Source organism: Bacteroidota bacterium (assembly GCA_016713925.1).
In the GTDB taxonomy this organism is placed as follows: Bacteria; Bacteroidota; Bacteroidia; order AKYH767-A; family OLB10; genus JAJTFW01.
Genome location: JADJOH010000002.1, coordinates 1,174,416 through 1,190,069, shown reverse-complemented (window position 1 = coordinate 1,190,069; position 15,654 = coordinate 1,174,416). Strand labels below are relative to the sequence as shown.

5 protein-coding genes and 1 pseudogene are annotated in these 15,654 nt (G+C 43.3%); 3 read left to right on the top strand and 3 right to left on the bottom strand.

Features of this window, described 5'->3' with window-relative positions; all coding sequences use genetic code 11:
• Positions 1 to 98: 98 nt before the first annotated feature.
• The 3 genes and pseudogenes from IPJ86_04730 to IPJ86_04720 form a co-directional block, all read right to left on the bottom strand.
• Complete coding sequence (locus IPJ86_04730) at positions 99 to 803, bottom strand: 4'-phosphopantetheinyl transferase superfamily protein (protein ID MBK7886618.1); 705 nt, start codon at positions 801 to 803, stop codon at positions 99 to 101.
• Entirely contained in the window at positions 796 to 4,836 is a 4,041-nt protein-coding gene (locus tag IPJ86_04725) for an amino acid adenylation domain-containing protein (protein MBK7886617.1), read from the bottom strand. Before IPJ86_04725 ends, IPJ86_04730 begins: the two co-directional genes overlap by 8 nt.
• 18 nt (positions 4,837 to 4,854) lie before the next feature.
• Positions 4,855 to 11,573 (bottom strand): annotated as a pseudogene (locus tag IPJ86_04720) (amino acid adenylation domain-containing protein).
• A 371-nt stretch (positions 11,574 to 11,944) separates the two neighbouring features.
• Between IPJ86_04720 and htpG the strand changes: the two are divergent.
• The 3 genes from htpG to tnpA all read left to right on the top strand — a co-directional run bounded on the left by htpG (position 11,945) and on the right by tnpA (position 15,650).
• Complete coding sequence (htpG, locus tag IPJ86_04715) at positions 11,945 to 13,771, top strand: molecular chaperone HtpG (GenBank protein ID MBK7886616.1); 1,827 nt, start codon at positions 11,945 to 11,947, stop codon at positions 13,769 to 13,771.
• Positions 13,772 to 14,081: 310 nt separating this feature from the next.
• Entirely contained in the window at positions 14,082 to 14,459 is a 378-nt protein-coding gene (locus IPJ86_04710; GenBank protein MBK7886615.1) for a DUF3127 domain-containing protein, read from the top strand.
• A 708-nt stretch (positions 14,460 to 15,167) separates the two neighbouring features.
• Entirely contained in the window at positions 15,168 to 15,650 is a 483-nt protein-coding gene (gene tnpA / locus IPJ86_04705; protein ID MBK7886614.1) for an IS200/IS605 family transposase, read from the top strand.
• The last annotated feature ends 4 nt before the right edge of the window (positions 15,651 to 15,654 follow it).

Below are 15,654 nucleotides of genomic sequence, written 5' to 3'. Positions count from 1 at the left end.
ATTATATTTTTATTCAATAATACTTCAACAAATATAAGTAGAAAGTGTTTAATCCATCCAAATATTCGCACTTCTGTGCCGACGTTTTCGGGAAATGTTTAAATGTTCGTTACGGTTGCTGAATCCATTTCCTCAAAAATTTCCACAGGTAAATCTTTATTTTCAAAAGCAGCACTGATAACCGCATTGGGTGTCTTAAATGTGTGAAGGAAATAGTTGTGACCCTGAAGAAAAAGAGTGTTTTTAGAGCAATCTACGGAAGCTAAACCATCAAAAAGTCCGATGCCCTGTGCTTTTAATATGGCCTCTTTGCGAGTCCAAATGTCGAAGAAATTAGTTCCCTTTGAGATTAACTCTTGTTCTTCGGGATGAAAGAATCGTTTGGCTATGGGCAAAAATGGAGCAGGATCTCTAAGGATTTCTATATCGATTCCGGCCATCACCGGGGCAAAGATAAACGCCAGATTATCCTGACAGCGACTCATATTAAATTGAATTTCCGTATCCGGGAGATAGGGCTTTCCGAAGGGATTCGTTTCGAAGAAAAGTGCTGTCGGTAGTTTGTTCAACCAGTGTGATAGCCATGTACGCAGCAAGTGGTGCCGATATAGAAATGCCTGTCGATCTTCTTCCCTTACAAGCTTTGCAGATCGCTCCCATTCGCTTGTTGTCAGATTCAAAACTGCAGGTAAATTTAAAGGAACTTTTTCGAGAACAATGATAATTTTATTCTCCGGGAGATGTTTTGACGGATCAAAGGCGGAAACGGAAACCTTTGATTTCTGACTCCTCTGATCAACCATTTATCTTATTCAGGATTTCATTCATTTTAGCTGCAAGTATCGGCACATTCGGTTCTTCAAATATAGAATTATGATCACCCGGAACTGTAATCACAGTTGTTGTTCCTTTTACAAAATTTCCCCAGCCGAGATCTTCATCGTATTCATTATTATAATGTCCATCTTTTGCACGGAACAATACCAATGAGCCTTTATAGGGTTTAATCTTATAATTCATCAATGCTTCGTAACAGGCTTCTTCCACTCTCTTAAAATAAGTTGCGGCGTCTTCACCAATCATTTCAGTCACATTAAAAATATCGAGCCATGATTCCAACTCACCTACTTCTTTAATTTTTTTACGGGCTTCGAAATAATTTTTACGTTCTTCTTTATCCGCCTTAGCTAGTACAGTTGCTCGTTTTATAAACCTGCTGGCAAGTAACGTTGCTCCCATGAGCTGTTTTACACCACCGGGAAGAAAGTCAGTTTTCTTTGCCGCATCAAGGTCGTATAACGCGAGAAATGAAACTTCTTTGCCTTTCTCCATCAGTTGAATGGCCATCTCATAGGCGAGATATCCTCCAAAGGATCCTCCCCCTAACATATAAGGTCCATTTGGTTGAAATTTTAACAAGGCATCGATATGATACGCTGCCATCTCTTCCATATTGGTAAAGGGAATATCTTTTCCATTTAACCCGAATCCTTGTAAGCCAAGGCTAGGCTGGTCCGGATGCAGGAGTTTTCCTAAAGCAAAATATTTAAATACATTCCCACTCACCCCGTGTACAAAATACATAGGCTTCCTTGTTCCTTCCGCTTTTATAGTAACGAGAGGACTCCATACTCCCTCTTCTGCTGGTTTATCATAAAGCGAACTGAGTTTCCGAATGGTTGAATGTGTAAAAAGAACAGCAATTGGAAGACGAATACCGGTTTCTTTTTCGAGATCAACCATCAATTTTACAGCGAGAATGGAATAGCCGCCATGTTCAAAAAAATTGTCATCAAGGAAAACTTCCGGCACTTTCAAAGTGTCTTTCCAGACATTGGCAATCTGTAGTTGAAGTGGACTGAATTGTTCAAATTCAACGTTATTTCGGTCTATTGGTTTTGCAGTAGTATGTTTAGGCAATGCTTTACGGTCTACTTTTCTATTGGGAGTAAGCGGAAAACTATCCATCTTCATCCACAAAGTGGGAATCATATAATCAGGTAGTTTTAATGCTAGCGCCTTCTTACATTTCTGTATAAAATCTGTTTCATCTACATCTTTCTCTTTTGTAGTGAACCAAACAGCTAACATATTACTTCCTGTTGCATCCGGTACGGTCATGACTACACATTGCGATATTCCATGACATTCATTGATATTTGTTTCGATTTCACCGAGTTCAATTCGATATCCTCTTACTTTTACCTGATGATCAAATCGATTCATGAAATGCAGGTAACCATCCTGATCCATAACTACACGGTCACCCGTACGATAGACTCTTCCGTTATTGTCAGGTGAAGGGATGAACTTCTCTCTGGTCATCTCAGGGAGATTCTTATATTCAAGGGCCACACCTTCCCCCCCAATCCACAATTCACCTGACACACCCAGTGGACAGGGTTGGCCGTTAGCATCCATGATAAATACGCGGGTATTGGCGATGGGCTTTCCAATACTCATCGCTCCACTTCGCATTAAATGAAGATTTTCATTGTTGAAAAGTTGTACAGTAGCCCAGATAGTAGCTTCAGTAGGACCGTACAGATTCCAGATCTCTTTATTATAATAAAGGACCTTTTCTACTAATTCAATTCGCATGGCTTCACCGCCGCAGAGAAGTACAAGATCGTTATTCCCTTTCCATCCGGCGGAGAAAAGTATCTCAAAAGTGGCAGGAGTTCCCTGTATAAACCGAATCGAATTTTTATTTATGTAATCCTCCAGCCACATCGGGTCAAAAGATTCCTCCTTAGTGGTCAAATGCACACTTGCACCATGCATCAGTGGCATAAATATTTCGAGAACTGAAATATCAAAAGAAATGGTGGTGATGGCCAGGAAACGATCTTCCATACTCATCCCGAATTTACCTGCCAGTTCAGTGAGCACGCTAACTACTCCATGATGTTTTATGACAACGCCCTTCGGTTTGCCCGTCGAACCGGAGGTATACAGAATATAAGCAACACTATCTTTGGTAACAGGATACTTGGTATAGGTGCTGCCGTTAGTTTCAGAAATTAAAGCATCAATATATATTATTTTATCTTCCGGAAAATGAAATTCATTTTGCAATTCTCGCGTGATAATAATAAATCCTGCATTGGAATCTTCCACCATGTACTGCAGTCGATCAACAGGAAATGCCGGGTCAAGCGGTACATATGCACCTCCGGCTTTCATTATACTTACCAAAACTGCAGGCAATTCAATGGTGCGTGGCAGGCATACCCCTACAAAGTCACCCTCTTTCAGTCCTTTCTTTTGAAGCCGGCTCGCCCATCGGTCAGATATGTCAGAAAGTTCCCGGTAAGTCATGCTCTTCGCCCTGGCAACTACTGCTGTTTGTGAGGGCTTTAACTGAGATGCTATTTGATCAATACATTCATGTATACCATTGGGCTTGTTAAAATTTACATCTGTATCGTTAATAGAATTTAGAAATGCTTTTTCCTCTTCAGTTCTTACTTCCAGATGACTGATTTTGCAGGAAGGATCATCTGCAATACTCGTCATCAGCCGTATGTATTCTTCCATGCGCAATCGCATCATGTCCTCATCGAACAGGTCATTGTTGAAAGTGCATTCGAGCACCAACTTATCACCGGATCCGGAAGCATTTAAAAATATCTCAAAATTTTCAAAATGACGGGGATTGGTAGAAACATCAAATGTACATCCTTCAAAGGAGAAGCCTTCTGTAAAGCCAATGTCTACATTGAAAACTACAGGAACTAGCGGTATTCTTGACGGATCACGCTGTATACTTAGTTTTTGTAACAAACTTCCAAAAGTGAATTGTTGGTGATCATAAGCGTCGAAGAGATAACTTTTTCGATCCTTCAGGTAATCACTAAACGCTTGCTCAGGTCTTATTTTACTTCTCAATGGAAGCAAGTTGACACAGTGTCCGATCAGATTATAATACCCTTCTACATTTTGTCCTGCTGCCGGTAAACCTACTACGAGATCTTCCTGTCCGGTTATACGATAAAGAAAGGCCTCAAATGAACTGAGCATTATAGTGACAAAGCTTGTATTACTTTTACGACTTAATTGTCGCAGTCTATTCACTAATTCAGGAGGAACAGTGACATCTATCCGCTTTGCAAAAAAACTTCTCACTGTTGGCCGATGGTTATCAGGAGGAAATTCAACAACAGGTAACTCACCCTGATATTGATCCAGCCAGAACTTTTCTACTTCCTCATGTTCTTTACTTTTCAGATAATGTTCCTGTTCATTGGCATAAGTGATAAATGAAACTGCTGATTCCAGATCCGGCTGCTCGTTTTTTACCAGCGAGGAATAAATCGTACTGAGATCCTTGATCATTAAACTCAATGACCATCCATCACAAACAATATGATGTCCTGTTACCAGCACGGCATGACTGTTGTCATTAAAATGTAACAACAACATATTTACCAGAGGCCCATTAATAAGATCGAACACATGCAGCGTTGCCTCACGTGCATATTTATCAAGCGTTGCTGCTTTTTCAGAAGTGTCGAGATTCGCAATTTCCCTCCAGGGTAAATCAATAGAGGGAAAGACATGCATCAGCAAGCCATCTTCACTGAAGGTGGATCTTAAGCTCTCATGACGAACAATAATTTGCCTGAAGGCCTCCTTCAATTTATCTTTTTGAACCGGTCCGTGAAGATGCAAGGTAATGGATTCATTGTAGGCACAGTTGGCAGGATCTCCGCCAAGAAGTACAGACATGAACATTTCCTTCTGAACTTCAGTGGAAGGAACAGTGATCGTTGAAGAACCGAATGGGTCGAAATCAACTGCTTCAAATTGGTAACCCGGAGGTAATGTAGACATATTTAATAAAGGTAGTAATTAATTAAGCATTAATTTGAGGTATTTTCCGGGACGAGCAGGATCAGGTACAAACCAGCCCTGTGTTCCATCAGGATTCTTCCCAAGCATGGCACCGGGAACAGGAGGCAGAGTAGCATCATTCTGTTTCTGTCCGTTGCCATTCATTGAAGCGCCGTTGGAAGAAGTGTTATTGCCAAGACCCGGAATGAACCCGGCATCAGCCAGTTCTGACAACGCTTCTTTGAACATGCTGATGATAAACTCAATATCTTCACGGCTATGCGCTTCCGTTAGAAAGCAGGGGAACCCATCATAAATATGAATGCCTTTTTGACGAAGTAACAAGTAAATTAAATCGGCATTCGGCAGATCAATATCATACTTAGGTTTGAATAATGATCCGAAGTGAACGAGATGGAATGGAATATTTAATGAAGCAGCAAAATCATTTACTTCTTTTGCGAGCCATGCGGTATTTCCATTCAGATGTTCCTGCAACGCTTGTCCTTTTTCTTTCATGTGAAGGAGCACTGCTTTTGCTGCGGCAAGTGCGAACGGATGACGAACGAAGGTTCCTGCAAAATAGGTCACCCCGATTTCAGGCACTGAACCATCTCCATATTGCCAGAAGCCACCGTCGAGCGCATCCATGTATTCTTTTTACATGCAATAACTCCGATCGGCATACCACCACCCACTACTTTACCATAAGTGCCGATGTCCGCCTTTACATCGAAATATTGTTGCGCTCCTCCCGGTAAAGTACGGAATCCGGTGATGACTTCGTCGAAAATCAACAAGCAACCATTGTCACTGGTAATTTTACGAACTTCCTGAAGAAATTCTTTCGGATGAAAATCAGCACGACGGCTTTGTACAGGCTCTACCATTACAGCAGCAATCTCATGTGCGCGCTGGCGAATGATTTCGAGCGATTCCGGTGTACCATAATCCAGCACCAGCATGTTCTGAACAGATTCAGGCATGATACCTGCTGCCGCCGGTACTGATTTGAATTTTTTAGTTCCACGAAGAATGACTTCATCGTTGATACCGTGGTAAGATCCGTTGAAACTTATAATTGTGGAACGCCCTGTAACGGTTCTGGCTATACGCATAGCACCGAGTACAGCTTCTGATCCGGTATTGCAGAATCCTGCGCGGTCAGAATTGGTCAGCTCACAGATCATCTTCGCCACTTCTCCGGCCAACTCATGTTGAGGTCCCAATTCATATCCGCGTTTTAATTGTTCACTAATGGCTTCCACGATAAACGGTGGATTATGTCCGAACATATTTGATCCGAATCCATTTAACACATCCACGTATTCATTTCCGTCGATATCCCAGATACGAGAGCCCAAAGAGCGATTGACCACCGGCTGATAGATCATCTCCTTCAGATGAGGTTTGAATCCGGTAACAACACGTGGGTCTGCTAAATGCGGCCGATGTTGTTGCGTATAAGCTTTCGATAATTTTGTTTTCTGAACGTAGGCTGATTTAAATGCTTCCAGCCATTGCACCTGTTTTTCGGTGAACTGACTGTTGACACTTTTTTCAATGCGCGCCACTGCACCAAAAGGCTTCTTCAGTTCTTTTTCTTCATCCGGAGTGATGAGGGCATCTTTCGTTGCCTTTACAGAAGGTGCTGCTGTTGGAGGAGGAGTATTCGAAATAGCTGCTGCTACAGGACCGGGCGGCATTGCTACAGGTGCTTGTCCGCTGAGCATCATGAGTTGTTGCTGCATGAGCTGTAATTGCTGATTGATCACCGCTTGCACACTGCCATCGTTTGGAATGGTATTTTGCATCTGTGCGACGGGCTGAAAATTAAATGCCGGAGCATTTTGCGCAACTGGTGCTGAAGTGGCTTGCTTCGGTTGAACCGGAGCAGCAACAGGAGCCGGAGCATCCGGTGGTAACTGCTGATCAAAATAATCAGAGAGACTGTTGAGTGTGGAAAGGCTTTCATTCAACTGACGGAAAGTCACTTTCACACCGTATTTTTTGGTGAGTGTCAACGCTACCGAAGTCAGGAAGAGAGAGTCAAGACCCAGTTCTACAAAACCGGCGTTGCGATCTGCTCCTTCCAGTTCCATCCCTGAAGCTTCTTCGAGGATGTCGGAAATTTCTTTTACTAATCGTTCTTTTCGTTGTTGTGACATAGCTGCAATAGTTTGGAAATCGGAATTGTTTTCTGTTATTGTTTCTTGTTGTGTTTCTTGTGATGAATAGGTTGGAAGCTCCGTTTGCGCAGGAGGATCCAGCCAGTAGGATTTATGTTCAAAAGGATATCCGGGCAAGGCCGTTCGTTGACGATTCTCCAGCGCATAAAAGGCTTTCCAGTCGATGTAAATTCCATTCAACCATAAATGCCCGATGGCCGAGAGTAAAGCGGTCCACTCCGCATCGTTGACAGATGAATCGCCGAGTGATGGAATAGCTTTTTGTGATTTCGGATCAATAGCCTGTTGTCGTGCCAATGTCGTCGCTGTATTTCTCGGTCCGAGTTCCAGCATGACCATGCGGGGCTTGTCTGTCCACAAGGCTTTCACTCCTTCCGCAAACCGAACTGTGGCCCGCAGATGTCCTGCCCAATACATCGGATCTTTTGCTTCTTCATCACTGAGCCATTTCGTAGTGACTGTTGAAAGAATAGGTAAAGCCGGTGCTTTGAGTTCAATCTTTTTTACCAACTCAGCAAAGGGGGCGATAACCGGCTCCATCATGGGAGAGTGAAAGGCATGAGAAGTATGCAAGGGTTTGCAGATGACTTCTTCCGCCTCCCATTTACGTTGTAATTTTTCTATTTCATCATAGGGTCCGGCTACGACACATAATTGCGGACCATTTACTGCGGCTATGGAGATTTTATCATTCAATAAAGGACGTATCGCTTCTTCGGATAGGCGTACCGATAGCATAGCGCCACCCGGACAATCCTGCATCAGCTTACTTCTCCCTGCAACAATCGTCAGCGCATCTTCCACTGTGAAAACTCCTGCGATAGTAGCAGCGACAAACTCGCCGATGCTATGGCCAATGAGCGCGGATGGTTTGATGCCCCAACTCATCCACAATTGCGCCAGACTATAGCCAATGGTGAAGAGTGCCGGTTGCGTGTAATACGTTTGCTTTAATAAATTTTCCGCATCCGCATTGCCTTCTTCTGCAAAGAGTAATTCCCGCAGATCACGTCCCAGTAAAGGCGTCAGGATGGCTGCACAACGGTCAACGGCTTCTTTAAAGATAATTTCATCACGGTAAAGTGCCGTTCCCATTCCCACATACTGTGATCCCTGACCGGGGAACATAAACACAACGCCTTCAGCCTGCTGTTGCAAGACATGACGGGAGCTGCGTTTAGGATCCCCTTGTTCAAGTAGCGTAGTGGCATCACCGTTATCATTCACCACACCAAACCAGCGCTGGGCAAAATCATGCCTTCCGGTTTGTAAGGTAAATGCGGCGTCGGCGGTGTTCAGCCCGGGGTTATTATGGACATATTCACGGAGGTCATGTTGTCGCTGTGCAAGTGCATTTTCAGTCTTGGCAGATAAGAGCAGCAGATGTTTACTTCTGGCAGGTCCGGAGGGGAGAGGAACAGGAGCCTCTTCCAGAATCACATGCGCATTGGTACCACCCACACCAAAGGAGCTCACACCTGCACGGCGTGGCAAACGTGTAGTATCCCAGGGGCGAAGTGTGTTGTTGACAAAGAAAGGGCTCTCGGAAAAGTTAATCTGTGGATTCGGAGATTGATAATGAAGACTGGGAGGTAACTCCTTATGGTAAAGAGCAAGAGCGGTTTTAATAAAGCCGGCCACACCTGCAGCAGATGTCAAGTGTCCGATATTGGTCTTGACAGATCCCAGAGCACAATATTGTTTTTCGGCAGTATGTTCACGGAAAGCTTTAGTGAGCCCTTCAATCTCAATAGGATCGCCTAACGGTGTCGCAGTACCGTGTGTTTCAACGTAAGAAATAGTAGAAGGATCTACTCCAGCCATCGCTTGTGCCATGCTGATCACACCGGCCTGACCTTCTACACTGGGTGCGGTAAAGCTTCCTTTATCACCACCATCATTGTTCAGTGCAACACCACGTACCAATGCATACACGGTGTCGCCATCTGCAAGTGCATCTTCATAGCGCTTCAGCACCACCATTCCGGCACCATCACTAAATACTGTTCCACGAGCACCTGCATCAAAAGTTCGAGTATGGCCATCTTCAGAAAACATGGCACCTTCTTCATATCGCTGACCACTGTTTACAGGCGAGGTGACGGCAACACCACCGGCGAGGACCATATCACACTCTCTGTTCCAAAGCGCATTACAGGCCTGAGAGATGGCGGTAAGTGAGGTAGAGCAACCGGTATGTACACTTACGGCCAATCCTTTCAGATTGAGTTCATAAGCAATACGGGTAGCGATATAATCTTTTTCGTTCTGCGTCATGGCGAGGAAGGATCCTACGCGCTGAACAGCCGTTTTGTTGGGCAATACATTATTCAGGTAATAGGTGCTGTTTCCCATACCGGCAAAGACACCTATCATACCTTCATAGCGGGAGGAAGCGTGACCGGCATGCTCTAAGGCGTTCCAGGCCAGTTCAAGCAGGACACGTTGCTGCGGATCAGTTACCTTCGCTACATTAGGATTCATATTAAAAAATGGTGCATCGAATCCGGATGCATCTTTCATTATACCTCTCACCGGTACATATTGCGGATCATCAATCACATCTTTCGGAATAGACGAATCCATCTCTTCCGGCTTAAAGAAGGTAATGCTTTCAACGCCGTTGCGCAGATTATTCCAGAATTCTTCTACAGTATCCGCACCGGGTACCCGAAGTGACATTCCTACAATGGCTATCGCATCATTTGCAGTATTTGCTCCCTTTGTATGACGCGCGGCGGCACGTTCCCGCATGGAAACTTTCAGTTGTTTGCCGGTATCTTTTCCTTCAATGGAGGCGCTGAGGCCTGCTACTGTTGGATGCTGATACACCTTTATAACGGAGACGTCTATACCATACTCCGCTTTCAGGTAAGCAACAAATTGAAGCGCGAGCAATGAGTTTCCTCCGAGGTCAAAGAAATTATCTTTGGTACCAATGGGTTCAATATTGAGTAAGGAAGACCACAATGAACAGATGTTATTCTCTAAAGGGGATGACGGTGCTGTAAATGGTACATCCAGTTCAGGTCTTTTGGTATCCGGTTTCGGGAGACTGCGACGGTCAATTTTTCCGCTCGGTGTTCGGGGGAGAGCTTCCATCTGAACAAAAGCAGAGGGCATCATATAATCCGGAAGTCGGGTATGCAGAAAGTTGCGTATATCCTTTACGTTTAGTGAATGCCCCGGATCCATGACCAGATACACCACCAGTTTTTTCTCGCCGGGCTTATCCTCTCTCACTGTTGCAGCAGCCTGAGCCACATGATCAAATCGGCCGGCAGCTACTTCTATTTCACCGAGCTCTATTCTGTAGCCACGCACCTTCACTTGTCCGTCGATGCGACCGAGATATTGAATATTTCCATCCGGCATTCTTCTGGCGAGATCACCGGTTTTGTACATTTTTTCACCTTTTCGGAATGGATTCTCCAGAAAGCGTTCAGTGGTGAGATCATCTCGTTTCAGATAACCATCTGCGAGGCAAAGACCAGCGGCAAAGAGTTCGCCCTCTTCACCATCTTTCACAAAATTCCCGTTTTCATCCAGCAAATAAATTTCCGACTGCTGAATCGGTTTGCCTATAGCAGGCAATGCGGGCCATGTATCGGGAGTGCCTTCTAACAGGTACGAGGTAACGACATGTGTTTCGGTAGGACCGTAATGATTGTATAATTTACAATGCGGAATACGGTTGAAGAAATCAACGAGCGCCGGAGTTACCTGCAATTGTTCGCCCGCCGTAATAATTTCCTTGAGTGAGGGTAATGTAGAATCCGCATGTTTTGAAAGTTCACATAAACTTTGAAGAGCAATAAATGGCAGGTATAATCTCTCAATCCGGTTCTCATCAATGAATTTCAACAAGGCGAGTGCGTTCAGGCGCAATTCGTCATTGATCAGACAAATGCATCCGCCATCACACCAGGTACTAAAAATCTCCTGGAAGTGAACGTCAAAACTGACAGGTGCAAATTGCAAAGTCCTGCCTTCATCATGAATGGATGTTTGGCTGATTTGCCAGTCTACCAAATTCACCAACGCGCGGTGAGGCATAACAACGCCCTTGGGTAATCCGGTAGATCCGGAAGTAAAAAGTACGTAAGCAGGCTGATTTTCAGCAATTTCTAAATTGGGATTGGTCGAAAGTCCTTCTGTTTTAACTTTATTAATGTCCAGCACTTTAAAAGACCCCTTCGGTAAACGTCGACCAAGCGCATCAGAAGTAATCATCACTGGAATGTCACTGATTTCTGCCATATATTGTAAACGCTCAGCAGGATATTCCACATCGAAAGGGACATAGGCAGCCCCGGCCTTCAGAACACCGAGAATGGCAACCATCAGGTCGGAAGAACGCTCCAGACAAATCCCAACATAACCACCTTTCACATTGCCGTGGGCAGAAAGTTGGTGGGCAATACGGTTCGATTGTTCGTTTAATTCACGGTAAGTCAGTGTTTTACCATCATGAAGGATGGCAGCACGTTCCGGATGTTGTTGAGCTCGAAACTCGACCCATTGATGTATAGTTTTAGAGGTGGACATTTGTCGGATTAAAAGTGTGAATTGTTTCTGTTTACGTGATTTTTACTCATTAACATTATACAGAACTCAAGGATAAAAGTTACGCAAATTTATGAAGTTTTATCTCTATAATTCAGGCTTTTATATTATGGGTTTGCAGAAGATGTTCATCCCGTTGCAGACAGAGAACCACGCGTTGAAATGACCATGATCTGCTTCATTAAAATCAGGGTGACACAGTGCATTCTCTATGTAAAATTATTAAAATGTATTAAGATGATACGACAAAGATAGTGGATAAAAAATGGTCAAAATGTCAGTTTTTCCATTTGGCACCTAAATTGACATCGGCAGAGCCGAAACCATAAAAAAATAAGCAGAAAACTGAAAATATGAGCACACAGCACGGTAAAATCAATGTTCAAACAGAGAACATCTTCCCTATTATTAAGAAATTCCTTTACAGCGACCATGAAATTTTCCTCCGTGAATTGGTAGCCAATGCGGTGGATGCTACGCAGAAACTTAAAACCCTGAATACGATAGCGGAAAAGCCGGTGGAAACCGGGGAGCTTTTTGTAGAAGTCATCATCAATAAAGAGGAAAAGACCTTAACAGTCAGAGATCGTGGTGTTGGAATGACGGGTGAGGAAATTGAGAAGTACATCAATCAGATTGCTTTTAGCGGTGCGGAAGAATTTGTCAATAAGTATAAAGATCAGGCAACCGCGCAACTCATTGGTAAGTTCGGACTCGGTTTTTACTCGGCCTTTATGGTGTCGGACAAAGTAGAGATTCACTCACGGTCATGGCAAGCCGAAGAAGCGGATGCGGTGAGGTGGTCCTGTGATGGAAGTCCCTCGTATACGCTCGATAAAGAGCCGAAAACGGATCGTGGAACAGACATAGTTTTAAATGTCAATGAGGATTCCGCAGAGTTTCTTGAGCCGGCCAGAATAAAAAATCTTCTTAAGAAATATTGCGGCTTTCTTCCTGTGGAGATTCGCTTTGAGGGAGAAAAGATGAACAATACGGAGCCGGCATGGGTAAAAAAACCTGCTGACTTAAAAGACGAAGACTATCGCGCTTTTTATAAAGAGTTATATCCTTTTGCAGAAGAACCGCTCTTCTGGATTCACCTCAATGTGGATTACCCTTTCAACCTTACCGGAATATTGTATTTCCCTAAACTGAAGAAAAATCTGGAAGTGCAGAAAAACAAAATTCAACTCTATTGCAAACAGGTTTTTGTGACCGATGCCGTAGAAGGAATTGTTCCGGATTTTCTGACCTTGCTTCACGGTGTTATTGATTCTCCGGATATTCCATTGAATGTTTCCCGCAGTTACTTGCAGAGTGATTCGAATGTGAAAAAAATCAGTAATCATATTCTGAAAAAAGTAGCCGATAAGCTGGAAGAATTATTTAAAGAGAACCGTACAGATTTCGAAGCGAAGTGGGATGATATAGGTGTGTTTATTAAATATGGAATGCTGAGTGAAGAGAAGTTTTACGACAGGGCCGCGAAATTTTGTTTGTTGAAAAATGTAGACAAGAAGTACTTCACTTTTGAAGAGTATCGTGAGTTAGTAAAGGTGAATCAGGAAGACAAGGACAAAAAATTTATCTATCTCTACTCGACGCAGCCGGAAGAACAGCATATTTATGTAGAAGGAGCAAAGAATAAAGGATACGATGTGCTCTGGATGGATGGAGTGATTGACACACATTTTGTAAATTTCCTTGAACAAAAATTAGAGGGAAGCAGTTTTGCGAGGGTAGATGCCGATACTGTAGATAAGTTGATCAACAAAGAAGAATCGAAAGTCTCTGTACTCAACGAAGAGCAGCAAAATGCGCTCAAAGAAATTGCGGAATCCGTTGTCAACAAAGAAATCTATCATGTCAATTTTGAGTCATTAACAGAAAAGGATGCACCCGTAATGGTGACCCGTCCCGAGTTTATGCGACGCATGAAGGAGATGTCGGCAACCGGCGGAGGATATTCTTTCATGGGAGAAATGCCGGACCAATACAATCTTGTCGTTAACAATAATCATCCGCTTATGAGTAAAGTCCTTTCTGAAGAGAATACGGAGAAGAAGACGCAACTCATGCAGCAGGCCATTGATCTTGCATTATTAGGACAGGGCTTACTGAAGGGCGAGGCCATGTCGAACTTCATGCGCAGGAGTGTAGAGATGTTAGGAAAGGACTAATGAAACAAGGGTGCTGAATGGTAGAGTATGAAGAAGTACAGTCGTGAATGGGATAGCGTTTTAAAGACAATTTCTGACCGGAATATGCTTAAGATCATTAAACCTTATTAATATTCAGCAGGTTAGTTACCTTAAGCGATAATAAACGTTTAATATACGACTAAAGCGATGGCTACTCTTTAATTTTGTCCTCAGTTCGGTGATAATATACTTATTAACATTTGCGTTACAGGAATGAAAAACCGGTGTTAAAATAAGTGTAGAAACCGTCTAAATCAGTATTTTTGAAAATCAAATAACAGCAATAATTATGAGTCAGGAAATCACAGCAAAATTACTCTATTCACTTCCGGAGCAAACGGGTACTGGCAAAAATGGCCAATGGGTGAAGCAAGATTTTATCGTTGAAACGGAAGATCAATATCCAAAGAAAATATGTATGAGTGCATGGGGCGATCTGGTAAGTACCTTCAAAGCATTTGCACCCGGTACACGTTTAAAAATTAATTTCCGTGTGGAATCACGCGAATACAATGGTCGTTGGTACACGGATGTTCGTCCATGGCGCGTTACAGTAGATGGTACTGCACCGTCAAGTACTCCAATGGACAATACACCTGTTGCAGCAGGAGCAATGTCAGATCCAATGTCAGGCTCATCCGGCGAAGCGGACGATCTTCCATTCTAGAAAAACATAACTCAATCAAAGCCCCTGTCTCCTCAGATGGGGGCTTTTTATTTTAGGGCGACTTTAGTTTTTTTAGCCCTGTAGGGGCGACATCAAAGTCAGCCGAAAGCCCATCTCTCCCCTTAGCCCTGTAGGGGCGACATCTCTGTAACCCGAAAGCTCCTCTCTCCCTCCAGCCCTGTAGTGGCGACATCTCTGTAACCCGAAAGCTCCTCTCTCCCTCCAGCCCTGTAGGGGCGACATCTCTGTAACCCGGAAGCCCATCTCTCTCCTTAGCCCTGTAGGGGCGACATCTCTGTAACCCGAAAGCTCCTCTCTCCCTCCAGCCCTGTAGGGGCGAAATCTCTGTAACCCGAAAGCTCCTCTCTCCCTCCAGCCCTGTAGGGGCGACATCTCTGTAACCCGAAAGCCCCTCTCTCCCTCCAGCCCTGTAGGGGCGAAATCTCTGTAACCCGGAAGGAAGCCCCTCTCTCCCCTCGAGCCCTGTAGGGGCGACATCTCTGTTTCTTTGTGTGTTCGACATCATGATGAATATGAAATCTCTACATTTCATCACACCCAATCGGTTCTTTCGGCAGCTAAGTCTTGGTTGGAGTTTTCAATATTGATATGTTGAAATCTCATACACAATATAATAATTTTCAAAATAATCTCGAAATATATTTGTCAAGTAATTTTTCAAAGAAATCATTTTAAAAAAAATAATTTATGGCAAACACATTCACACAAATCATTATACATTTTGTATTCGTTGTTAAAGGTAGGTCCAATCTAATTAATGAGAATATAAAGGATACTATCGAAAAGTATATGTGTGGTATCATCAAAGAAAATAAATCAAAACCGTTATCGATATATTGTAATCCAGATCATGTTCACATTTTAATTGGATTACATCCTGAAATTTCGGTTTCTAAAATGGCCGGTTTAGTTAAGGGTAACGCATCCAAATTTATCCACGAGCAAAAGATGATTAAAGGAAAATTTGAATGGCAGTCGGGATATGGTGCTTTCTCCGCTTCAAGGTCTGCTGTTCCCGTAATTTCAAAGTATATCTTAAACCAAAAAGAGCATCATAGTACGAGGTCTTTTAAAAAAGAGTATGTAACAGTTTTGAAAGAAAATGAAATTGAGTTTACAGAAAAATATCTACCGGAGTTTTATGATGCTGACTCCGATTTAGGTGTTTAGCTTA

Excerpts from the sequence above, each read along its gene's own strand:
- htpG (MBK7886616.1), top strand. The coding sequence starts at position 11,945 with ATGAGCACACAGCACGGTAAAATCAATGTTCAAACAGAGAACATCTTC.
- IPJ86_04725 (MBK7886617.1), bottom strand. The coding sequence starts at position 4,836 with ATGTCTACATTACCTCCGGGTTACCAATTTGAAGCAGTTGATTTCGAC.
- tnpA (MBK7886614.1), top strand. The coding sequence starts at position 15,168 with ATGGCAAACACATTCACACAAATCATTATACATTTTGTATTCGTTGTT.
- IPJ86_04730 (MBK7886618.1), bottom strand. The coding sequence starts at position 803 with ATGGTTGATCAGAGGAGTCAGAAATCAAAGGTTTCCGTTTCCGCCTTT.
- IPJ86_04710 (MBK7886615.1), top strand. The coding sequence starts at position 14,082 with ATGAGTCAGGAAATCACAGCAAAATTACTCTATTCACTTCCGGAGCAA.